Annotated in this window: 18 protein-coding genes; 5 read left to right on the top strand and 13 right to left on the bottom strand. The window is 65.0% G+C overall.

All coding sequences use genetic code 11. From position 1 onward, the window contains the following. The first annotated feature begins 78 nt into the window (after positions 1-78). The gene (locus CX676_RS08935; RefSeq protein ID WP_101752304.1) at positions 79-735 is read left to right on the top strand and encodes a CatB-related O-acetyltransferase; all 657 of its coding nucleotides are present in this window, start codon (positions 79-81) and stop codon (positions 733-735) included. A gap of 109 nt (positions 736-844) precedes the next feature. Further along, positions 845-2,710 carry an ABC transporter ATP-binding protein gene (locus CX676_RS08930; protein WP_101752303.1) on the top strand — a complete coding sequence of 622 codons (1,866 nt, stop codon included), beginning with the start codon at positions 845-847 and terminating at the stop codon, positions 2,708-2,710. Between the two features lie 76 nt (positions 2,711-2,786). Here CX676_RS08930 and CX676_RS08925 read toward each other — a convergent pair whose 3' ends face one another. Genes CX676_RS08925 through CX676_RS08900 form a run of 6 tightly spaced genes read right to left on the bottom strand, consistent with a single transcriptional unit; the run spans position 2,787 to position 13,039 of the window. After that, complete coding sequence (locus tag CX676_RS08925) at positions 2,787-3,590, bottom strand: peptidylprolyl isomerase (RefSeq protein ID WP_101752302.1); 804 nt, start codon at positions 3,588-3,590, stop codon at positions 2,787-2,789. Positions 3,591-3,596: 6 nt separating this feature from the next. Beyond that, entirely contained in the window at positions 3,597-4,322 is a 726-nt protein-coding gene (gene narI / locus CX676_RS08920) for a respiratory nitrate reductase subunit gamma (protein WP_101752301.1), read from the bottom strand. A 13-nt stretch (positions 4,323-4,335) separates the two neighbouring features. Further along, positions 4,336-5,022: a nitrate reductase molybdenum cofactor assembly chaperone gene (narJ, locus tag CX676_RS08915; protein ID WP_101752300.1), complete on the bottom strand. Its 687-nt coding sequence runs from the start codon at positions 5,020-5,022 to the stop codon at positions 4,336-4,338. Then, the gene (gene narH / locus CX676_RS08910) at positions 5,019-6,536 is read right to left on the bottom strand and encodes a nitrate reductase subunit beta (RefSeq protein ID WP_101752299.1); all 1,518 of its coding nucleotides are present in this window, start codon (positions 6,534-6,536) and stop codon (positions 5,019-5,021) included. The genes narJ and narH overlap by 4 nt, the downstream gene beginning before the upstream one ends. Continuing rightward, positions 6,533-10,300: a nitrate reductase subunit alpha gene (locus tag CX676_RS08905; RefSeq protein ID WP_101752298.1), complete on the bottom strand. Its 3,768-nt coding sequence runs from the start codon at positions 10,298-10,300 to the stop codon at positions 6,533-6,535. The genes narH and CX676_RS08905 overlap by 4 nt, the downstream gene beginning before the upstream one ends. 21 nt (positions 10,301-10,321) lie before the next feature. After that, positions 10,322-13,039, bottom strand: a complete 2,718-nt coding sequence (locus CX676_RS08900; protein WP_101752297.1) for a nitrate/nitrite transporter — start codon at positions 13,037-13,039, stop codon at positions 10,322-10,324. Positions 13,040-13,320: 281 nt separating this feature from the next. On the opposite strand from CX676_RS08900, the gene CX676_RS08895 reads away from it, so the two are divergent. From CX676_RS08895 to CX676_RS22755, 3 genes are all read left to right on the top strand, one after another. Then, on the top strand, positions 13,321-14,007 hold the full coding sequence (locus CX676_RS08895; RefSeq protein ID WP_101752296.1) for a helix-turn-helix domain-containing protein: 687 nt from the start codon (positions 13,321-13,323) through the stop codon (positions 14,005-14,007). A gap of 111 nt (positions 14,008-14,118) precedes the next feature. Next, a complete protein-coding gene (locus CX676_RS08890; RefSeq protein WP_101752295.1) occupies positions 14,119-15,402 on the top strand; it encodes a sulfite oxidase in 1,284 nt (427 codons plus the stop codon). A 10-nt stretch (positions 15,403-15,412) separates the two neighbouring features. Beyond that, positions 15,413-15,826, top strand: a complete 414-nt coding sequence (locus CX676_RS22755) for a cytochrome C-552 (RefSeq protein WP_198590308.1) — start codon at positions 15,413-15,415, stop codon at positions 15,824-15,826. 5 nt (positions 15,827-15,831) lie between these two features. On the opposite strand, the gene CX676_RS08880 is transcribed toward CX676_RS22755, so the two are convergent. The 7 genes from CX676_RS08880 to nagA all read right to left on the bottom strand — a co-directional run bounded on the left by CX676_RS08880 (position 15,832) and on the right by nagA (position 23,381). Beyond that, complete coding sequence (locus tag CX676_RS08880; RefSeq protein WP_101752294.1) at positions 15,832-16,962, bottom strand: ABC transporter ATP-binding protein; 1,131 nt, start codon at positions 16,960-16,962, stop codon at positions 15,832-15,834. Between the two features lie 70 nt (positions 16,963-17,032). After that, positions 17,033-18,250, bottom strand: coding sequence for an extracellular solute-binding protein (locus tag CX676_RS08875; protein WP_101752293.1), 1,218 nt, complete (start codon positions 18,248-18,250; stop codon positions 17,033-17,035). A gap of 27 nt (positions 18,251-18,277) precedes the next feature. Continuing rightward, complete coding sequence (locus tag CX676_RS08870) at positions 18,278-19,150, bottom strand: carbohydrate ABC transporter permease (protein WP_101752292.1); 873 nt, start codon at positions 19,148-19,150, stop codon at positions 18,278-18,280. 9 nt (positions 19,151-19,159) lie between these two features. Continuing rightward, complete coding sequence (locus CX676_RS08865) at positions 19,160-20,044, bottom strand: carbohydrate ABC transporter permease (RefSeq protein ID WP_101752291.1); 885 nt, start codon at positions 20,042-20,044, stop codon at positions 19,160-19,162. A 3-nt stretch (positions 20,045-20,047) separates the two neighbouring features. Beyond that, entirely contained in the window at positions 20,048-21,205 is a 1,158-nt protein-coding gene (locus CX676_RS08860) for a Gfo/Idh/MocA family protein (protein ID WP_101752290.1), read from the bottom strand. Between the two features lie 98 nt (positions 21,206-21,303). After that, complete coding sequence (locus tag CX676_RS08855; protein WP_101752289.1) at positions 21,304-22,257, bottom strand: ROK family protein; 954 nt, start codon at positions 22,255-22,257, stop codon at positions 21,304-21,306. Further along, the gene (nagA, locus tag CX676_RS08850; RefSeq protein WP_101752288.1) at positions 22,254-23,381 is read right to left on the bottom strand and encodes an N-acetylglucosamine-6-phosphate deacetylase; all 1,128 of its coding nucleotides are present in this window, start codon (positions 23,379-23,381) and stop codon (positions 22,254-22,256) included. Before nagA ends, CX676_RS08855 begins: the two co-directional genes overlap by 4 nt. Between the last annotated feature and the right edge of the window lie 4 nt (positions 23,382-23,385).

Below are 23,385 nucleotides of genomic sequence, written 5' to 3'. Positions count from 1 at the left end.
GCCCGAACGCAACAGGAGCCCGTGTCATGGACCAGTCCCGCATCTGAACCTCTTCCCTCAGATTCGAAAGGACTTCCCATGCCCGTCAGCTTCCTTGATGCCACGTCTTCCTATCCGATGCAGTTTCCCGATGGCCGGGTGAATCCCGGTCTGGTGCATCTGAACCGGGTCATCGACCATCCCAATATCGAGATCGGCGATTTCACCTATGCCAGCAGCTTCGACCCGCCCACGGACTGGGCGGTCCGGCTGGCCCCCTATACCTATGCGGGCGCGCCCGAGCGGCTGCGGATCGGGCGGTTTTGCCAGATCGCCGACCGGGTGCGGATCATCACCGCCTCGGCCAATCATCCGATGGCGGGATTTTCCACCTATCCCTTCGCCATCTTCGACCATGACCGGCTGGCGGACTACATGGACCAGATCAGTGACCTGCTCGACACCGTGATCGGTCATGATGTTTGGCTGGGCGATGGCGTGACCGTGTTGCCCGGCGCGCGGATTGGCGCGGGCGTGATCGCGGGGGCAGGGTCGGTACTGCACGGCGAGGTACCGGATTATGCCGTCGTCGCCGGCAATCCGGCGCGGGTGATCCGGATGCGCTTTCCGCCCGACCAGATCGCCCGGCTGCTGGACCTTCGCTGGTGGGATTGGCCGATCGAGGCCATCGCCCGCGCGACCCCCGCGCTCGCCCGCGCCGATCTGGATGCGCTGGAGAGACTGGCACCGGGGTAACACCCCGCCGCCCTTGACCTGCCGCGTACTTGACGCGCGGCGCTGAGAACCTCATCTATCTCGCCCCTCTGCCGCCCTGTCGGCAGGGCTTAGTTCAAAAGGTGTTGCCATGTTCCGCTGGTTCGAGAGCCGGCTCGACCCCTATCCGCAGGAGGCGCCCAAGATGCCGCCGCGCCGGTTCTGGGGGTTTCTGCTGCATTATTCCCGGGGTGCTATCCCGTGGCTGATCGTGCTTGCCATCTGCTCGGGCACGATCGCGCTGATCGAGGTCTCGCTGTTCGGGTATCTGGGCGATCTGGTGAACCGGTTGGCCGAGACCCCGCGCGACCAGTTCTGGCAGGTCGAGGGCGCAAGGCTGGCGGTGATGGGCCTTCTGCTGCTGGTGGCGCTGCCGCTCTTGAACGCGCTGGCCAGCATGATCATGCACCAGACGCTTCTGGGCAACTTCCCGCAGCGCATCCGCTGGCAGGCTCATCGCTATCTGCTGCGCCAGTCGGTCGGCTATTTCCAGGACGAGTTCGCCGGGCGTATCGCGCAACGGCTGATGCAGACCGCGCTCGCGGTGCGCGAAGTGGCGATGAAGATGATGGACGTGGCGTCCTACGTCATCATCTATTTCCTCGGCGCGCTGGCGCTGGCGGCCAGTCAGGACTGGCGGCTGGCACTGCCCTTCATCGCCTGGGGTCTGGCTTACGGCGCGATGCTGTGGGTCATCATCCCGCGTCTGGGGCGCGTGGCCGAGGCGCAGGCCGATGCCCGCAGCGCCATGACAGGGCAGGTGGTGGACAGCTATACCAATATTGCGACCGTGAAACTCTTCTCCCATTCCGACCGGGAAGAGGCGTGGATGAAGCGGGGCATGGATGCCTTCCTGCAGACCGTCTATCGCCAGATGCGGCTGTCGGCGACGCAGGACATGCTGCTGACCGCGATCAACGTGGCGCTGGTGGCCTCGGTCACGGCGCTGGGGCTTGGCCTCTGGACCGCCGGCGCGATCAGCGTTGGCGCGATTGCCGTGGCGGTGCCGCTGGCCTTGCGCCTGAACAACATGGCGCATTGGATCATGTGGGAGTTTGCCGCGCTGTTCGAGAATGTCGGCACGGTGCGCGACGGCATTTCCTCGCTGGCGCTGCCCCGCGCGGTGCGTGACGAGCCAAATGCACGGCCGCTGATACCGGGACCGGGGGCGGTGAGCTTCGACCATGTCACCTTCCGCTATGGTGCCGACGAGGCCGACCGGCCGCTGGCGGTGCTGGACGACCTGTCGCTGGCGATCCGTCCGGGCGAGCGGGTGGGCCTGATCGGGCGGTCCGGCGCGGGCAAGTCGACGCTGGTGAACCTGCTTCTGCGCTTCCACGATGTCGAAAGCGGCGACATCACCATCGACGGTCAGGACGTGTCCAAGGTGACGCAGGACAGCCTGCGCGCCTCGATCGGTGTGGTGACACAGGACAGTTCGCTTCTGCACCGCTCGGTCCGCGAGAACATCGCCTATGGCCGACCCGATGCCGCCGAGGACGAGATCTGGAGCGCGGCCCGCATGGCCGAGGCGCAGGATTTCATCCCCGATCTGGCGGACAGCAAGGGCCGACAGGGGCTGGATGCGCATGTCGGTGAAAGGGGCGTGAAGCTGTCCGGTGGTCAGCGCCAGCGCATCGCCATCGCCCGGGTGGCGCTGAAGGACGCGCCGATTCTCGTGCTGGACGAGGCGACCAGTGCGCTGGACAGCGAGGTCGAGGCGGCGATCCAGTCGCGGCTCGAGGTGCTGATGCAGGGCAAGACCGTCATCGCCATCGCCCACCGCCTGTCCACCATCGCCGCCATGGACCGGCTGGTGGTGATGGAGGGCGGTCGAATCATCGAGATGGGCAGTCATGCCGAGCTGCTGGCGCAAGGCGGGCTTTACGCCCGGCTCTGGTCGCGGCAATCGGGCGGGTTCCTGATCTCGGACGAGGTCGAGGACGCGGCTGAATAAACTAATCCGGCCGCGGCTTTCGTGGCGCGGCCGGATGCCTCCGGCGGGGATATTTGGGCCAGGTGAAGCCGCGGCCTCAGGCCCCCAGCGGGGCCTTGAGATCGATCCCGTCGACCTTGGCCCCGGCCACCAGCCCGGCCACGAAATCGCGGCTGGCGCGGGTCCAAGCCGCCTTTTCCTGAGCTTCGCGCAAGTGCGGCAGCACGCTGTCGAAGGGCAGGATGGCGCCCTCGGCCCGCGCGTCGAGGCGCAGGATATGGACGCCATAGCGGCTTTCCACCAGCGTCATCTCGCCCTCGGCCATGCGGGTCATCGCCGCCTCGAATTCGGGCACCGTGTCGCCCGAGGACAATTGCCCCAGCATCCCGCCCGAGGTTTTTGACGAACAGGCGCTGTGCTCGGCGGCCAGCTCGGCAAAGCGGCGCGGGTTCTTCTGCAGCTCGGCCAGCACCCGGCCGGCCTTCATCCCGGCCTTCTCGCGGACCGCCGCGGATTCGGGCGTGACGGCAAAGAGGATATGCGCCGCCTCGTAGAGCGCGGGGGCGCGGAAGCGGTCGGGCCTTGCGTCATAGATGGCGCGCAGCTGTGCCTCGTCCACCGGCGCGGCGGGCAGCGCCACGGCGAGAAGCTGGCGGATCAGTGCCTCCTCCTCGGTCTCCCATTTGCCGGGCGACAGTTCGATCGGCTCGGCGGTCAGATTGCGGCGGCGGGCCTCTTGCAGCAGTAGTTCACGGATCGCAAGCGCGCGGGCGGCAGCCCGCCACGCGAAACCGGGCTTGCCCTTGGGGGCAGGGTGGTTCTGCGCCTCGGCGGCGATCAGGGCGGGGTCGATGGGGACCCCGTTGACGGTGACAGGGGGCAGAAGGGTCTTCATTTCCATGGTCTCTTACTCCGCCGGGCTGGTGGTTCTGGTGGCGGGTTTAACGGTCGGTTCGGCGGGCTGTCGCGTGCGCACGATCTGATAGCCGGGCCGCCACAGATAGCGGACGGGGGCCGAGATCATGTGGACAAGCCGGGTGAAGGGGAACAGCAGGAAGATCGTTAGCCCCAGCACGATATGCAGCTTGAAGAGGATGTTCACCTCGGCCAGGTACTGCGCCGGATCGGCGCCGAAATAGGCGACGGCCTGTGCCCAGCTCATCAACAGCACCATCTCGTGCCCGTCGAGATGCCGCATCGACACGAGAATGGTCAGAAGGCCCAGCACCAGCTGGATCAGCAGCAGCGCGAGGATGCCGGTATCGGCCAGCGTCGAATGCGCCCGGATGCGCGGGTCATAAAGCCGGCGGTGCAGCAGCATCCCGCCGCCAGCGAGCGCCATCAGCCCGGCAATGCCGCCCGCCGTCATCGCCAGCACCTGCTTGGCGCCATGGCTGATGCCGAGCGCGTCGAACACCGCGACCGGGGTCAGGAGGCCGACGAAATGCCCGACAAGGATCACCAGCACGCCGACATGGAACAGCACCGAGCCGATTAAGAACTGGCGCTTGCGCAAGAGTTGGCTGGATTTCGATTTCCAGGTGAAGGGATCGCGGTCATAGCGGATGATCGAGCCGAGGATCATCACGGTGATGGCGATGTAGGGGTAAATTCCGAAGAGGAAGTGGTTCATGGCAGGGCCTCGTTCAATCAGCGGCCGGCGTCAGCGGGCGCGGGTCCATGCGGGCAAGAAGGTCGCGGCTGACCGGGCAGCCGGCATTCGGATCGGGGCCGAAGGTGACCTGGGCCTCGGCCCAGACCGCATCCAGCGCGGCCAGATCCTCGGGGTCGTCATCGGGGATCTGGGCCAGCTCGGCCGGCGTCTCGCAATCGGTCTCGGAGAGTGTGACCAGCGCCGACAGCACCGCCGCATAGGGCGTTTCGCGCCGTTGCAGTCGTTCCGCCAGTGCGGTCAGGATATGGCCGGCATCGGCCAGCATCGCCTTGGCCTCGGGCAGGGGCCGCGTGGACAGATATTCCAGCAACACCGGAAGATGGTCGGGCAGTTCCGCCCCGGCGAGGTCGAAGCCGCCGGCGCGGTAGGTCTCGAGCAGATCGACCATGGCGCCGCCGCGATCGCGGCTTTCGCCATGGACATGCTCGAAGAGGTTCAGGCTCAACGTGCGCGAGCGGTCGAACAGCAGCACATAGCGTTCCTGCAGATCATAGAGATCCTTGTGGGTCAGCTCGTGCAGCAGCGCCGCCAATTCGTGCTGGCGCGTCGGGCCCAGCAGCCCTTCCTCGTGCAGCACCGTGTTGATGGCCGGAATGGCCGTCACCAGATCCTCGGTCGGATAGCTGAGCAGCGCCGAGAGCGCCTTGAAGGTTTTCATGCGATGAACTCCTGCGGGCTGCGGAACTTCTTGCCGCCAAACAGCGAGCCGCTTTTCCCCGAGGAACAGCCATTGCCATCGGTGAAACCGCAGCCGCCCTTCAGGTCATAGGCGTCCTCGACCAGCTCGCGATGCGTCGTCGGGATGACGAAGCGATCCTCGTAATTGGCGATGGCCAGCAGCTGATACATCTCGTCGATCTGCAGAGGCGTGAGGCCGACGCGCTTGGCGACGCCCAGATTGACCACCCCGTCGATGGTCTTCGACCGCATGTAGCTGCGCATGGCCAGCATCCGTTCCAGCGCCGCAGCCACCGGGGCCTCGTCGCCGGCGGTCAGCATGTTGGCCAGATAGCGCAGCGGGATGCGCAGGCTGCGCACGTCGGGCATGTCGTCCTGCGCGGCGATCCGGCCCGCCTCGGCGGCGTTCTGGATCGGCGACAGCGGCGGCACATACCAGACCATCGGGAGGGTGCGGTATTCGGGATGCAGCGGGAAGGCGATCTTCCACTCCATCGCCATCTTCCAGATGGGAGAATTCTGCGCGCCCCTGATCCAGTCCTCGGGAATACCCTGTTCGCGCGCGGCCTCGATCACCTCGGGGTCGTTCGGGTCAAGGAAGACACCAAGCTGGGCGTCGTAGAGATCCTTTTCCGCCTCGACCGACGCAGCTTCCGAGATCTTGTCGGCGTCATAGAGCATGACCCCCAGGTAGCGGATGCGCCCGACGCAGGTTTCCGAGCAGACCGTGGGCTGGCCGGATTCGAGGCGCGGATAACACAGGATGCACTTCTCGGACTTCCCACTGGACCAGTTGTAATAGATCTTCTTGTAGGGACAGCCCGAGACGCACATCCGCCAGCCCCGGCATTTCTCCTGATCGATCAGGACGACGCCATCATCCTCGCGCTTGTAGATCGCTCCCGAGGGACAGGAGGCGACGCAGGCGGGGTTCAGGCAATGCTCGCAGAGCCGTGGCAGATACATCATGAAGGTGTTTTCGTATTCGCCGTAGATCTCTTTCTGGATCCCGTCGAAATTGTAGTCCTGCGACCGCTTGGCAAATTCGCCGCCAAGGATCTCTTCCCAGTTCGGACCCCATTCGATCTTCTCCATCCGCTCGCCCGAGATCAGCGAACGGGGGCGGGCGGTCGGGAAGGCCTGGCTTTCCGGGGCCGATTTCAGGTGGTCGTAGTCGAAGGTGAAGGGCTCGTAGAAATCGTCGATCTCGGGCAGATCCGGGTTGGCAAAGATATTCGCCAGAATCCGCCACTTGCCGCCCTGCTTGGGTTGCAGATGGCCCGATGTCGTCCGGGTCCAGCCGCCGTTCCAGCGCTTCTGGTTCTCCCAGTCCTTGGGATAGCCGATGCCGGGCTTGGTCTCGACATTGTTGAACCACGCATATTCAACGCCCTCGCGCGAGGTCCAGACGTTCTTGCAGGTGACCGAGCAGGTGTGACAGCCGATGCATTTGTCGAGGTTCAGCACCATGCCGATTTGTGCGCGTATCTTCATTCCGCTGCCTCCGGGGTCTGGGTTGCGGGCCGGTCGTCCAGCGGGCCGTCGAGCCAGTCGACCTTGGTCATCTTGCGGACGATCACGAATTCGTCGCGGTTGGCGCCGACCGTGCCGTAATAGTTGAAGCCATAGCTGAGCTGGGCATAGCCGCCGATCATGTGGGTGGGCTTGGGCACGATGCGGGTGACCGAGTTGTGGATGCCGCCCCGTGCGCCAGTGACCTGACTGCCCGGCGTGTTCACGATCTTCTCCTGCGCGTGATACATGAACATGCTGCCTTCCTTCATGCGCTGGCTGACCACCGCACGGGCGGCGATGGCACCATTGCTGTTGAAGACCTCGACCCAGTCATTGTCGACGATGCCGGCGGTGCGGGCATCGGTCTCGGACATCCAGACCACCGGGCCGCCGCGGTTCAGCGTCAGCATCAAGAGGTTGTCGGTATAGGTCGAGTGGATGCCCCATTTCTGGTGCGGGGTCAGGAAGTTCAGCACCACGTGCTTTTCACCCGAGGCCAGCGAATTCGTCGCCGCCGTGCCCACGGTCTTCAGGTCCACCGGCGGGCGCCAGGTGACGAAACCCTCGCCAAAGGCGCGCATCCATTCGTGGTCCTGATAGAGCTGCTGGCGACCCGACAGGGTGCGCCACGGGATCAGTTCGTGGACATTGGTCCAGCCGGCATTATAGCAGACCTCTTCGCTTTCGATCCCCGACCAAGTCGGGCTCGAGATGATCTTGCGGGGCTGGGCGGCGATGTCGCGGAAGCGGATCTTCTCGTCTTCCTTGACCTCGGCCAGATGCTTGTGATTGCGCCCGGTGGCCTTGGCCAGCGCCGTCCAGGCTTTCACCGCCACCTCGCCATTGGTCTCGGGTGCCAGCATCAGCACCACCTCGGCCGCGTCGATGGCGGTCTCGATCTTCGCCATGCCCCGGGTCGGGCCGTCCTCGGTGACGGTGCCGTTCAGCGCCTGCAGGTGATGCACCTCGGTCTTGGTGTCCCAGGCAATGCCCTTGCCGCCATTGCCGATCTTTTCCATCAGCGGGCCAAGCGCGGTGAAACGCCGATAGAGGTTCGGGTAATCGCGCGTCACCTCGATGTAACTCGGCGCCGTCTGGCCGGGGATGAGGTCGCACTGGCCCTGCTTCCAGTCGCTGACAAGGTTCTGCGCGATTTCGGACGGGCTGTCATGCTGCAGCGGCAGCTGCACCACGTCGGTCTCGACCCCCAGCACCTCGGGCGCGACCTCGGAGAATTTCTTCGCGATGGATTTGAAGATTTCCCAGTCTGACTTGGACTCGTAAGCCGGGTCCACCGCCGCCTGCAGCGGGTGGATGAAGGGGTGCATGTCCGAGGTGTTCATGTCGTCCTTCTCGTACCAACTGGCGGTTGGCAGGACGATGTCGGCATAGACCGCCGTGGTGGACATGCGGAAGTCGATGGTCACCAGCAGGTCCAGTTTCCCCTCGGGCGCCTTGTCATGCCAGATGGCCTCGGCCGGCTTCTGACGGCCTTCCTCGCCCAGATCCTTGCCCTGCACGCCATGCTGTGTGCCCAGCAGGTGCTTGAGGAAATACTCATGCCCCTTGCCCGAGGACCCGAGCAGGTTCGAGCGCCAGACGAAGAGGTTCCTCGGCCAGTTCTCGGGCGCGTCGGGGTCTTCGCAGGACATCTGCAACTCGCCCGATTTCAGCCGCTCGGCGACGTAATCCTTGACCTCGACGCCTGCCGCCTTCGCCGCACGGCCGACGGCCAGCGGGTTGGTCTTCAGCTGCGGGGCCGAGGGCAGCCAGCCCATGCGTTCGGCGCGGATGTTGTAATCGATCAGGCTCAGCTTGGTCCAGTCGCCCTCCGGGGCGGTGGGTGACAGGATCTCCGCCGCGCTGACCGTCTCGTAACGCCACTGGTCGGTATGGGCATACCAGGCCGAGGTCGAGTTCATGTGCCGTGGCGGGCGCGCCCAGTCCAGCGCGAAGGCCAGCGCCGTCCAGCCGGTCTGCGGGCGCAGTTTTTCCTGACCGACATAATGCGCCCAGCCACCGCCCGAATTGCCGACGCAGCCACACATCACCAGCATGTTGATGACGGCGCGATAGTTCATGTCCATGTGGAACCAATGGTTCATCGCCGCGCCGATGATGATCATCGAACGGCCATTGGTCTTTTCGGCATTGCTGGCGAACTCGCGCGCCACCTGAATGATCTTGTCGCGGCGCACGCCGGTAATGCGCTCGGCCCATGCGGGCGTGAAGGGCACATCGGCGTCATAGTCGCGGGCGACGTGATCGCCGCCAAGGCCACGGTCGAGGCTGTAATTGGCGCAGAAAAGGTCGAAGACCGTGGCGACCAGCGCCTCGCTGCCATCGGCCAGGGTGATGCGCTTGACCGGCACATTACGGGTCAGCACCTCGCCGCGCTTGTCGACCGCGAAGCCATTGGTCGCGGCCCCGCCGAAATAGGGGAAATCGACGGCGGCCACATCGTCGCGGTCTTCCTCGAGGATCAGCGACAGGCGCAACCGCGTCTCGGCGTCGCCGGCCTTCTCCTCGAGGTTCCAGCGCCCATGCTCTTCGCCCCAGCGGAAACCGATCGAGCCGTTCGGCACCACCAGTCCGCCGGTCGTCTCGTCGATGGCGACGGTCTTCCAGTCGGGGTTGATGGTCTGACCCAGCCCATCGGCCAGATCGGCGGCGCGCAATTGCCGGCCCGGTACCAGCCGGTCGCCCTGCCGGTCCAGACGCACCAGCATCGGCATGTCGGAATAGCGGCGGCAGTAATCCTCGAAATAGCTGGCCTGGCGGTCCAGGTGGAACTCGCGCAGGATGACATGGCCAAAGGCCATCCCTAATGCCGCATCGGTGCCCTGCTTGGCGTTCAACCAGATGTCCCCGAACTTCGCCGCCTCGGAATAGTCGGGGCAGATGACGGCGGATTTGGTGCCGCGATAGCGCGCCTCGGTATAGAAATGCGCGTCCGGCGTCCGCGTCTGCGGCACGTTCGAGCCCCAGAGCAGCAGGTAGCCGGCATTGTACCAGTCGGCCGATTCCGGCACGTCGGTCTGTTCGCCCCAGGTCTGGGGTGAGGCCGGCGGCAGGTCGCAATACCAGTCATAGAAGGACATGCAGGTGCCGCCCAGCAGCGACAGGTAACGGGTGCCCGCCGCATAGGAGATCATCGACATTGCCGGGATCGGCGAGAACCCGAAGACCCGGTCGGGGCCGTATTTCTTGGCCGTATAGGCATTCGCGGCGGCGACGATCTCGGTCGCTTCTTCCCAGCTGGCGCGGACGAAACCGCCCTTGCCGCGCACCCGCGTATAGCCGTCGCGGGCATCGGGATCGGTCTGGATCGCCTCCCAAGCCGCCACCGGCGTGAGGGTCCTACGCTTCTCGCGCCAGAGCTTCATCAGCCGGCCGCGGATCAGCGGCGTCTTCACCCGGTTGGCACTGTAGAGATACCAGCTGTAGGAGGCGCCGCGCGCACAGCCGCGCGGTTCGTGGTTCGGCAGGTCGGGCCTTGTCCTCGGATAGTCGGTCTGCTGCGTCTCCCAGGTGACGATGCCCGACTTCACGTAGATCTTCCACGAGCAGGAGCCGGTACAGTTCACACCATGGGTCGAGCGGACGATCTTGTCGTGCCGCCAGCGCGAGCGATAGGTCTCTTCCCAATCGCGGCTTTCGGTCGTCGTCTGGCCGTGGCCCTCCGAAAACACGTCCTTGCGGGCGGATTTCAGGAAGTTCAGGCGATCCAGAAGATGGCTCATATTGCTGTCTCCTTGTGAAATTCAGGCAGCTTGCGGCGCAGCGGGGGCCGCGCGGCGATGTTCGATGTCGTGAAGCAGCCCGCCGGGCCGGGTGTAGAAGACCCAGGTCACGATCAGGCAGAGGACGTAGAAGGCGATGAACAGCCAGATGGCGCCCACGGCCGAGCCGGTCATGGCAATCGAGCTGCCATAGGCTTTCGGGATGAAGAACCCGCCATAGGCGCCGATCGCGCTGGTAAAGGCGATGATGGCGGCGGATTCGCGTTCGGCCTGACGGCGGCGGCCATCGGCGTCGAGGCTCGGGGCCAGACGCTCGGTTTCCTTGCGCATGATCACCGGGATCATCTGGAAGGTCGAGGCATTGCCGACGCCGGTAAAGAAGAACAGCGCCATGAAGCCGGCAAAGAAGCCCGCGAAGGATTGCGCCTGCAAGGACAGGATCACCAGCCCGGCCGAGACGATCATGCCGGCAAAGACCCAGAAGGTGACGCGCCCGCCGCCCAAGCGGTCGGCAAGCCAGCCGGTGCCGGCGCGGCTCAGCGCGCCGACCAGCGGGCCAAGGAAGACGAATTGCAGCGCGTTCACATCGGGGAAGACCAGCTTGATCAGCAGCGGGAAGCCCGCCGAGAAGCCGATGAAGCTGCCGAAGGTGCCGACGTAAAGCAGGCACATCAGCCAGTTGTGCTTGCGGGTAAAGATCACCGCCTGCTCTTTGAAGCTGGCCTTGGCATCGCTGATGTCATTCATCCCGAGCCAGGCGAGGAAGGTCGAGACGGCGATGAAGGGCACCCAGACGAAGCCCGCGTTCTGCATCCACAGCTGGCCGCCATCGGCAAGCTCTTGCGGCGCACCGCCAAGCGCGCCAAAGACGCCCATGGTGATGACGATCGGCACCAGGAACTGCATGACCGAGACGCCCAGGTTGCCCAGACCCGCGTTCAGCGCCAGCGCATTGCCCTTTTCCGACTTGGGGAAGAAGAAGCTGATATTGGACATGGACGAGGCAAAGTTGCCGCCGCCCAGCCCGCAGAGCAGGGCGAGGATGACGAAGATCAGGTAAGGCGTGGTCGGGTCCTGCACCGCATAGCCGATGCCCATGGCCGGGATCAGCAGCGAGGCGGTCGAGAGCGTGGTCCAGAGCCGGCCACCGAAGATCGGCACCATGAAGCTGTAGAAGATCCTCAGCGTCGCACCCGACAGGGCCGGCAGGGCGGTCAGCCAGAACAGCTGGTTCTGCGTGAACTGGAACCCGATCGAGGGCAGGCGCGCGACGACGACCGACCAGACCATCCAGACCGAGAAGGCCAGCAGAAGGGCAGGGATCGACAGCCACAGGTTGCGCCGTGCCACCTTGCGGCCCTTCTCGGCCCAGAAGGTCTTGTCCTCGGGGCGCCAGTCTTCCAGCGTGCGGGGCATGACCGTGCGCTCGGGGTCGTGGATCTCCTGCAGTTCGGGGAATTGCGGCAGACGGTCCAGCGCCTCGCCATGGGCCTTGCGCTCCATCGCGCGGATCGACAGGTGCATCCAGGCGGCCGAGACCACGACGATCACCAGCAGCAGCGCGAAGCACGAGGTATAGACCCCGGTTAGGTCCAGAAGCGCGCCGAAGACGATGGGCAGGACGAAGCCGCCAAGGCCGCCGATCATGCCCACGAGGCCGCCGACCGCGCCGACATGGTTCGGGTAATAGACCGGGATATGCTTGAAGACGGCGGCCTTGCCGAGGCTCATGAAGAAACCGAGCGCGAACAGCACGGTGACGAAGGGCCACATGTCCATCTTGGTCGAGAAGGCGATCGGACCGTCCTTGCCGTGCACGATGTAATCGGTCGGCGGATAGGACAGCATGAAGAGGAGCACGGCCGAGAAGCCGAAGGTCCAGTACATCACCTGCCGCGCGCCGAAACGGTCCGACAGCACCCCGCCATAGGCGCGGAAGACGCTGGCGGCGAGGCTGAAGCTGGCGGCGGCGACGCCGGCCAGACGCACATCGGCGCCATAGACATCAGTGAGGTAATGCGGCAGCCACAGTGCCAGCGCGACGAAACCGCCGAAGACGAAGAAGTAATAGAGCGCAAAGCGCCAGACCTGCAGGTTCTTCAGCGGTGCGAACTGCTCGGCCAGCGAGGGCGCGGCAATGCCTTTCGCCTTGCGCTCGACAAAGGCCGGGTCATCGCGGGCGATGAGGAAGAAGATCACGCCCATCAGGCTGATGCCCACGGCCCAGATCTGCGCCACGGCCTCCCATCCCCAGGCGACCAGCACGAAGGGGGCGAGGAATTTCGTCACCGCCGCGCCGACATTGCCCATGCCGAAAATGCCAAGCGCCGTGCCCTGGCGTCCGGCGGGGAACCATTTCGACACATAGGCGACGCCGATGATGAAGGACCCGCCGGCAAGGCCCACGCCAAGCGCGGCCAGAAGGAAGGTCGGATAGCTGTTGGCCCAGGTCAGCGCCCAGGTCGCCGCGCCGGTCAGGATCATCTGCGCCGGAAAGACCAGCCTGCCGCCGTAACGCTCGGTCCAGACGCCGAGGATCAGCCGGGTCAGCGACCCGGTCAGGATCGGCGTCGCGATCAGCAGGCCATATTGGAATTCGGTCAGGCCAAGCTGTTCCTTGATCGACAGGCCGATGATGGAAAAGATGGTCCAGACGGCAAAGCACAGCGTGAAGGCCGTGGTGCTGAGCCAAAGCGCCTTCTGCTGTTCGGTGGCCACCGGGGTCGTGCCCTCGGACATGACATAAGCTCCCTTCAATGCCGCAAGAGGCGGCAGTTCGAGGGGTGGCATCCCATCCCGGCCCGGGGGCAGACTTGATCTCGATCAAAGCAGCCAGCGGATATGGTTAAAACCGACCGCGATTGAGGCCTGTTCAGGGGTGACTTGCGCTCGACCCCGGTGCCGGGGCGATGTGGTCAAACAGTGGGTCCACAAAAGTCATCCCTTGATTTGACCTGCGTCAATTCACCGTTCGCACAGGCGTGAGAGAAATACAGCCACAGGGCGATTCGAGAGATGTGATGCGAAGCGAAGACAGGGCGGAAATCCGCAGCCTCGGGCTGTTTAGGAACATGACCACGGCGAATTTCGACGCCATGATGCACGCGGCCTATGCGCAGGAATTTCCGGCGCAGCTGCAACTGGTCCGTCAGGGCAGCCGCGCGACCTTCCTGCATGTGCTGGTCGAGGGCTCGATCGAGCTTTTCTCGGAATGGCAGGGCCGCGACAGCACGATGGCGATCCTGCGCCCGGTCAGCAGCTTCATCCTGGCGGCCTGCATCCGCGATGCGCCGCACCTGATGTCGGCGCGGACGCTGGAGGCCAGCCGGGTGGTGCTGATCCCCTCGGCCGATCTGCGCGCGGCCTTTCGCCGTGATGCCGATTTCGCTGTCGATGTGGTCGAGGAACTGGCCCGTTGCTACCGCAGCATGGTCCGCCACACCAAGAGCCTGAAGCTGCGCTCGGCGCGCGAGCGGCTGGCTGCCTATCTGCTGAAGCTGTCGGTGCGGAACGGCAACGCGGCCGGTTTCGCGCTGCCCTACGAAAAGCGGCTCATTGCCTCCTATCTCGGCATCACCCCCGAAAGCCTGTCGCGCGCCTTGAAGGCGCTGGCAGCCGAGGGCGTGCATGTGCAGGGCACGCGGGTGACGCTGACCGACCGCGACCGGCTGGCGGCGCTGGCCGGGCTGGACGAGCTGATGGACTGACCCAACACTTGCGGGGCGGCAGCTCGCGAAACTGCTTGACAGCTTGCAGTCCCTGCAGTCTCATTGACGCGACGCCAAGCATTTAATGACGATTATACAGGAGGTTAGGACATGTCCGACCTGCCCGATCATGCTGTCGCCCCGATTGACACCGATCAGCCGCCCGGAAACTCGCGCCGCGCCTTCCTGCGCGGGACCAGCCTCTCGGCCTTCGGTGCCCTGCTGGGCATGACCATCCCCTTCGAGCGCAACCTGCCCGCCGGGATCATCCCCGTGGCGCTGGCGCAGGATACCGGGACCGATCTGATGTCGGGCAAGACTGGCCTGACGATCATGAGTGACCGGCCGCTGAATGCCGAGACCCCGGCGCATCTTCTGGACGATGACATCACCCCCTATGAACGGATGTTCGTGCGGCTGAACGGGCTGGTCCCGCAGACCGCGCTGGACGCCAATGCCGAGGGCTGGACGCTGACCGTCGATGGCGAGGTCGAGACGCCGCTGAGCCTGACGCTCGAGGACCTGAAAGCGCAGTTCGAGACGGTGACCAAGGTGCTCTGGGTCGAATGCGGCGGCAATGGCCGGGCCTTCTTCCAGCCGGGTTCCTCGGGCAATCAATGGACCATGGGTGCGATCGGTTGTCCGGAATGGACCGGGGTCCGGCTGGCCGATGTGCTGAAGGCTGCGGGAGTGAAGCCGGGGGCGGTCTATACCGGCCATTACGGCAATGACGTGCATCTGTCGGGCGACGCCGAGAAGCAGACGATCTCGCGCGGTGCGCCGATCGAGAAGGCGCTGGAGGAGGATGCGATCATCGCCTGGGCGATGAATGGCGAGCCGATCCCGGCGCTGCACGGCTTTCCGCTGCGGCTGGTCGTGCCGGGCTATCCGGGTTCGGTCTCGCAGAAATACCTGACCCGGATCTGGGTCCGCGACCAGGTCCATGACGGCGAGAAGATGACCGGATATTCCTACCGCCTGCCGGCCTATCCGGTGGCGCCGGGGACCGAGGTGCCCGAGGAGGACATGGTCATCATGACGGTGATGCCTGTGAAATCGCTGATTACCTTTCCCGAGACTGGCACCGAGGTTCCCTCGGGTGCTGCGACCGAGGTGCGCGGCCATGCCTGGTGCGGCAAGGGCGATGTGGCGGCCGTCCATGTCTCGACCGATTTCGGCGCGACCTGGCAGGAGGCCGAGCTGCTGGCGCCGCCGAACCGCTTTGCCTGGCAGCGCTGGCGGGCCAATGTGACGCTGCCGCAGGCGGGCTATTACGAGGTCTGGGCGCGGGCGACCGATGCCGACGGGATCAGCCAGCCGCCGGTCTCGCCGGGCTGGAACCCGCGCGGCTATGGCAACAACCTGCAGCACCGCATTGCGCTGGTCGCAACCTGAGGGGGAGGACATGCACCAGATCCAGCTGAAGCTTGCGCTGGGGCTTGCGGCGCTTTTGGGCAGCGCCGCCCTTGCGGTTGCCCAATCCGGTCCCGATCCTATGCGGGCCTTGCGCAACGAGGTCCAGATCTCCGCCGCCGATCCGATGGCCGCCCTGCGCGCGCCCGCCGCGACCGAGACCGAGGGACCGGCGCCGAACCCCGAGTTTGGCAACCTGCCCGACGCCCCGGGTGCGGAAGAAACCTATTACCAATGCACCGCCTGCCATTCGACGGCGATCATCCTGCAGCAGCGCGTGACCGATGCGCGTTGGGATGACCTGTGGCAGTGGATGGTCGAGAAACAGGGCATGTTCGACCCCGAGCCGGCCGAGAAAGAGGTCATCATGACCTATCTCAAGACGCATTTCTCGTCCGAGCGTTAGGGTTCTCAGGCCGAGAGCGGCACCGGTGGTTCGGTCATCGCGGACAGGTCAATGCGGCGCTCGTAGGCTTCGCCCTCGGCGTTGAACAGGTGGCAATCCTCGGTGCGGAAGCTGATCTCCAGCGGCCGTTCCTCGACGATGACCTGGGTGCCGGGCATGACAAAGCAGAAATTGTCCTCCTGGTCGGGCAGGGGGGCATAGCCGATGGTCTGCTGGCCCAGCTGCTCGACGACCGCAGGGGTAACCGTGATGTTCGCCTCGCCCCGGCCGATCTGGATATGCTCGGGGCGGATGCCCAGCATCAACGGCTTGCCTTCCATCCCGGCAAGGCCGTCGACCGGGATCAAGAGGCGCTGGCCGTTCAGATCGACCTCGACCCCGGCGGTCGAGACGGCGGTGCAGGTCACCGGCAGCATGTTCATCCGCGGATTGCCGATGAAGCGCGCGACGAAGGCATTCTGCGGCTTGTGGTAAAGCTCCAGCGGCGCGCCCACCTGGGCGATATAGCCGGCGTTCAGCACCACGATGCGGTCGGCCATGGTCATGGCCTCGACCTGGTCATGGGTGACATAGATCATCGTCGCGCCCAACTGCTTGTGCAGGCGCGTCAGTTCGATCCGCATGTCGGCGCGCAGGGCGGCGTCGAGGTTCGACAGCGGCTCGTCGAACAGGAAGATCTTCGGTTCGCGCACGATGGCGCGGCCGATGGCGACGCGCTGGCGCTGGCCGCCCGACAGCATCCCGGGTTTCTGTTGCAGGCGCTGGTCCAGATGCAGGATGGCGGCGGCGGATTCGACCTTCTCGCGGATCACCTCTTCGGAGGCGCGCTCGACCCGCAGCGGGAAGGCGATGTTTTCATAGACCGACATATGCGGGTAAAGCGCATAGGACTGGAACACCATGGCGATGCCGCGCTTGACCGGCGGCAGGTCGTTCACCCGCTGCCCGTCGATGACGATATCGCCGCCGCTGGTATGTTCGAGGCCTGCGACCATGCGCAGAAGCGTGGACTTGCCGCAGCCCGAGGGGCCGACGAAGACGACGAACTCGCCGTCCTGCACCTCCAGCGATACATGCTTGACCACCTCGATCTGGCCAAAGCTCTTCACCACGTTCTTCAGTGTCAACTGGCCCAAGCGCCCACTCCTTCGCGACGTCCGTCAGAATGGCCCGGCCGCATGACGGCGCGGCCGGGCCGGGTTCAGCTTACTTGTATTCTTCCAGGGCCTCGGCGGCCTTGGTCAGTGCCGCCTGCGGCTCGGCCGCGCCGGTGACGACCGACTGGACCATCTCGATCATGACGTTCTGCAGGCCCTTGTAATCGGTGAACAGGGGCTCGGGTCCGCCATATTCGATGCCGTCGATATAGGGCTTCCAGAAGGGCGTGTTCTTCACCAGTTCCTCGACCTCGGGGCGCGGACGCAGCGGGGTCAGGCCGGCATCCGGCGACATCTCGTACTGGATCTGGATATCGGGCGAGGTGATGTACTTGGCGAATTCGGTCGCCTTTTCCTCGACCCCGGTGCCCGCGAAGACCACGAGGCTGTCGGTGATCAGCAGCGTGCCCGGCCCGGTGGCCGACGGCCCCAGCGGCAGGGTGGTCACGCCCCAGTTGATGTCGGTTTCCGCAAGACGGGTCGCGGTGCCGGCCGACGCCTGCAGCATGCCGACCTTGCCATCGAGGAAGATCGCCCGCATCTCGTTCTGCTCGTAGGCGGTGGCGCCTTCGACCGAGTACGGGGTGATGTCCTTGTAGGCCTGAAGCGCGGCCAGGTTCTCGGGGCTGTCGAGGACGATGTTATCCTCGGCATCGATCACCTTGCCGTTGTTGGTGTAAATCCAGTGCAGGAACTGGTGCATGGTGTTGTCCATGGTTTTGGCCGAGAGGCCATAACCCGGGGTGCCGGTCTTTTCCTTGATGATCTTGGCGAACTCGATCTCTTCGGCCCAGGTCTTCGGCGGCGTCTCGGGGTCAAGCCCGGCGGCCTTGAACAGATCCTTGTTCCAGTAGAGCGCCTTGGTCGAGAAGGCGACGGGCACGCCCCACTGGTTGTCCTGGAAGGTCACGGTGTCGACGATATGGGGGTAATAGGCCGCCTTTTCCTCTTCGGTCATCGGCACCGGCACGATCAGCTCGTTCAGCGCGAATTCCTTCAGCGTGCGCGAGCCGACATAGGCCAGCCCGACCGGGCTGCCGGCGGCGGCCAGCGTGGTCGCCTTGTCCTGGCACTGGGCCCAGCCCACCAGCTCGGGCTTGACCTGGAAGTCCGGGTTGGCGGTGTTCCATTCGGCGATGTATTTTTCATGCACGCCGTCGATGCGGTCGCCGCAATAGATCCAGCTGATGTCTTCGGCGAGGGCGGGCAGGGCGGTGCTGCCGGCAAGGGCCAGCCCGATCAGGCTGCGTTTGAAGAGTGTGGTCACGTGTAAGTCTCCCGGTTGTTTAAGGCGTTATTGTTTCACCGCGCCGGCGGTCAGCCCGCCCACGAGATGGCGTTGCAGGAAGAAGATGATGACCAGTGCGGGCAGGATGCCCACGAAACTGGCGGCCATCAGCTCGTTCCAGATCACCTCCTGCTTGCCGAAGAAGGCGTAGAGCCCGATCGGTAGTGGCATGTATTCGGTCTTGGAGTTGAAGGTCAGCGCGAAGATGAACTGCTGTGAATAGGCGCCGATGAAGGTCACGATGGCGACCACGACGATGCCCGGACGCGCGATCGGCAGGATCACCCGGCGGAAGGTATAGAACTGGCTGGCGCCATCCATGTAGGCGGCCTCGTTCAGCTCGGTCGGGATGCGCATCATGTAGGTCCTGAGCAGCCAGATGGCCGAGGGGATCAGGAAGGCCGCGCCCGGAATGATCATCGCCCAATAGGTGTTCAGAAGCCCCAGCGTCCGCATCAGCCGGAACAGCGGGATCAACAGCACCGCGCCCGAGAACATGCTGACCGCCAGGAAGGCCCCCAGCACCAGCCCCATGCCGGCAAAGCGGAAGCGGGCAAAGGCATAGGCGGCGGGCACCACCAGCAGAAGCACGATGCAGGTCGAGACGATCGAGATGAAGAAGGAGTTGAAGATATAGCGCGCGAAGCCCGGCACCGTCTTCCACATGTCGAAATAGGCGGCGAAAGAGCCGTTCTCCGGCCAGAAGGTATAGGGCGAGGAGAACAGCTGCGACAGCGGCTTCAGGCTGACCAGGAAGCCCTCGATGAAGGGCGACAGCAGGAAGAACAGGAAGGCGAAGATACCGAGGTAGATGCCGACGATTTCCCACCAGCGATAGCGGTCGATCATCGCGGTGTCGTCCTTGCGAAACAGCGCCATGGGACCCTCCTAGGCCTTGCCGGGGTCCGCCAGACGGCGGACGATGCGGAAATAGGCGATGCAGAACATCGACAGGAACAGGCAGATGACCACGGCGCGCGCCGCACCCTCGCCATATTTTTTCGACCCGATCGCGGTGTTGTAGGTGTCGATGATCATCGTCGTGGTCTGGCCGGACGGACCGCCCTGGGTCAGGATCCAGATGATGTCGAAACTGTTGAAGGTGGCGATCAGCGACAGCATCGACATGGTGATGATCGCCGGCGCCATCAGCGGCAGGGTGATGCGGCGAAAGCGCGTCCAACGTCCGGCGCCATCGGTCCAGGCAGCCTCGTAAAGGTCCTTGGGGATGGCCTGCATGGCGGCGAGGAAATAGATCGTCACCATCGGCACGCCGATCCACACATCGGTGACGATCGTGGCCCAGAAGGCGGTGCTGCCATAGGCGAGGAAGGCCACCGGGCCATCGGTCAGGCCGAAGCGCTGCAAGAGGCCCGAGATCATCCCGAACTGGCCGTTATACATCCAGCCCCACATGAAGATGCCGATGGCCATGGGCACGATCCAGGGCGGCATGGTCAGGATGCGGAAGATGTTGCGCCCCGGCACCGAGGCGTTCAGCAGCACCGCCCCGCACATGCCGATGATCATCTTCAAGAGGACCGAGAAGAAGGTCCAGATGAAGGTGCGGGTGATGACCGTCAAGAAGGTCTCGTTGAAGATCTTCTCATAGTTGCGCCAGCCGACATAGTTCACCACCTTGCGCAGCGAGGCATCGGTGAAGGACAGCCGGAAGGTCTCGAACAGGGGCCATGCCACGATGATCAGCACATAGAGGATCGCGGGGGCCAGAAGCGCCCAGGCAAAGATCATGGCGGATCGTGACTTGATCATGGCTCAGGCCGCCTTCCGGACCAGCGCATTGTCATAACGATCCCAAACTGCCGCAAGGTCAAGCACCTTGCCGCTGCGCCGCGCCTCGTCCATCGACAGGGCAAGGATGCCGGCCTCCAGCGCCTGCAGGGTCGAGACCGGCAGCGGGCCGTTCTTCATGACGTGATCGACCACTTCGGCCGCCATCTTCTCGTCGGCGCCGTAATGCTGCGACAGGGCGGTGGCCTTGTATTCGCGCTCGACCACGCGGGATTCGCTGAGCACATCGGTGACGTTCAGGAAGCCGCGGATGAAATCGCCCTCGGCCTGGCCCTTGGTGCCGAAGACGGCAAAGCGGCGGAACTGGTCGGGCGCGTTCAGGTTGGTGTGGAAGTTCATCCCCACGCCGTTCTCGTATTCGACGATGGCCACCTGGTAGTCGATGATGTCGGCATCGGTGTCGAAGACCTTGTCCGAGCCGTTCCAGCCCGAGGGCTTGCGGTGGTAGAGGCTCAGGTCGTTGATGCCCTCGTTGCGCGGATCATTGGCCGGGACGAAGGTCTTGCGCCCGCCAAAGCTGGCGACCCGGCGCGGGCGTGCGCCGATCAACCCGTTGTAGAGGTCGAGATCGTGGCAGCATTTTTCCAGCATGAAACTGCCGGACCATTTCTCGTAACGCCGCCAGTCGCGCATGAAGAAGGCGCCGTGATAGGGGAAGATATGCTCGGCGGCCTCGACCGAGACGATCTTGCCAAGGCGGCCCTCGTCCCGCGCCGCCAGCAGGTCGCGGTAGAGCGGCGCATAGCGCAGCACCAGCCCGACCAGCAGCCGGTCATGGCCATAGCGCCCCATCAGGGCCGCCAGTTCATAGGTCTGTTCGATGCTGGCAACGATGGGCTTCTCGGAAAAGATTTTCACCCCGGCCTCGAGACCAAGCCGGATATGGTCCAGATGCAGATGGTTGGGCGAGCCGATCATCAAAAGATCGAACCCGCCCGCCCGCACCAATGCCTCGGGCGAGGCGTGGCTGATGCCCGCAGAAATGCCATGTTCCGTGAGTGTCGCAAGGCCTGCGGGCGCGGGATCGAAATAGCCGACGATCTCGAAGTCCGGGTCCATCTCCTTGAAGACATGGCCCAGATAGCCGAGCCGATAACCCAGTCCGATGATGGCGACCTTCATTCGACGACCCCTCCCGCGAAGAAATTCATTTTCGTGAATTTGCCGATTTCACCGCGACCAGTCAACAAATTTCACGCTACACTTGCCATTTCGTGTAATCAATTTTCACATACGGCAGAATTTTCACCGCCGAGTCGGCTTTCCCCTGCGGCATTCGCCAGCCCCAGAATGGCCGCGCCGACGAGGCCCGGCTCGATTCGGCATTCGGCGGGTACCAGAAGTGGGCGGTCGATTCGGCGCAGGGTCCGCGCCCGGACCTCGCGGTCCAGCGCCTCGATCAGCGGCAGCGCGTTCGACAGCCCGCCGCCTACCGGCATGACCCCGGCGCCCAGGAGGTTCTGGATCATCGCCAAGGGTCCGGCCAGCAGTTCGATCCACAATTCCATGCTGCGCGCGGATTGCGGTTCGCCCGCCTGCCAACCGGCGATGATCGCATGGCTGTCGGCTACCACGCCCGGATGCAGGTGCTCGTGCAGCATCTCCAGCCCGCGCGCGCCGCAGACCGCATCGAGGCATCCCGACAAGCCGCAGCCGCAGGGAAAGGCGGGCAGGGTGATCTCGGGCCGGCCCAGCACCCGCTGCGCGATCGGGCCATGCCCCCATTCGCCGGCAAAGCCGCCATTGCGGTTGATCAACTGGCCGCGCACCACCACTCCGCCGCCGATGCCGGTGCCAAGGATCACCCCCAACACCACATCATGCCCGCGCCCGGCGCCGACCGTCGCCTCGGCCAGCGCGAAGCAATCGGCGTCATTGGCCAGATCGACCGGCAGGCCAAGCGCCTCGGTCAGGTCCTCGTGCAGTCGCCGCCCGGAGAGGCAGGGGATATTCGCCACGCGGGCAATGCCGGTTTCCGGGTCCAGCACCCCCGCGATTGAGATCGCCACGCGCTCGGGGCCGGGCGCGGCGGCGATGGCGTCGCCGAGGATCGCGGTGAAGGTGTCGAAATCATCCCCCGGCGTCGGCACGCGGCCCAATGGCCGAACATCGTCGGGGGCGTGGGCATGGGCGGTCTTGATGGTGCTGCCGCCGATGTCGAAACACAGGATCATGGCGAAACCCGCGTGCCGCCGATCCAGCTGCCGGATGCGGTGATCTCGGGCGTGATGGCGATGAAATCCGCCCGCGCACCGGGCTGCAGGTGGCCCAGATCCTCGCAGCCCATGGCCTGCGCTGGGTTCAGCGCGGCCAGTTGCAGCGCCTGATCCAGCGGCAGCCCCAGCCCCTGATGCACATGCCGCACGGCATCGATCAGCGCGATATCCGCCCCCGCGAGCGTGCCATCGGCCAGCGTCAGCCGCCCGTCCTTGCGGAAGATCTGCCGACCGTTCAGGGTCAGGCCCGGCAGGTCGGTGCCGATCGTGGACATGGCGTCCGAGACGAGAAACATCCGCCCCGGACCGGCCTTGCCGCGCAGCGCGATGCGCAGGGCGGCGTCGTCGACATGGAAGCCATCGGCGATCAGACCGGCCGAGACCCGGCCATCATCCAGCGCCGCGCCGACAAGGCCCGGCGCGCGATGGGTCAGGGGACTCATGGCGTTGAAAAGATGGGTGACCATGCGCGCGCCGGCATCGATCCCGGCCTGTGCCGCGCTGAAAGCACAATCGCTGTGACCAAGGCTGACCATCGCCCCGGCCTCGGCCAGCGCGCGGATCTGCGCGACCGTCACCGCCTCGGGCGCGACGGTACAGATGAGATGCGGCAGGCTTGCGGCGGCTTCGACCAGCAGCGCCAGATCCCCGGTCTCCATCGGGCGGATCAGCGCAGGGTCATGGGTGCCCTTGCGCGCCGGGTCGAAATGCGGGCCTTCGAGATGCAGGCCCAACAGGCCGGGCTGGCCCCTGGCCGCTTCGGTCGCGGCGATGGCGGCGCGGGTCACCTCGGGCCGGTCGGTGATCAGCGTGACCATGACCGAGGTGGTGCCGAAAGCGGCATGGGCGGCGCAGATGCGGGCGATGCCTTGGGCGGTGGGTTCGTCATTCAGCATGACCCCGCCGCCGCCATTCACCTGCAGATCGATCAGTCCGGGCACGATCCAGCCGGGGATGGTTTCGGCCCCTTCGGCCTCGGCGGCGGGCAGGATGGCGGCGATGCGGTCGCCCTCGACAACCAGCGCCGCATCATCATGCCAGCGATGCCCGTCAAAGATCCACTCGGCGCGATAGGCGGTCATCGCC

The sequence above is a fragment of the Paracoccus zhejiangensis genome (assembly GCF_002847445.1).
Taxonomy (GTDB): domain Bacteria; phylum Pseudomonadota; class Alphaproteobacteria; order Rhodobacterales; family Rhodobacteraceae; genus Paracoccus; species Paracoccus zhejiangensis.
This window is presented reverse-complemented; position numbering and strand designations above follow the sequence as displayed.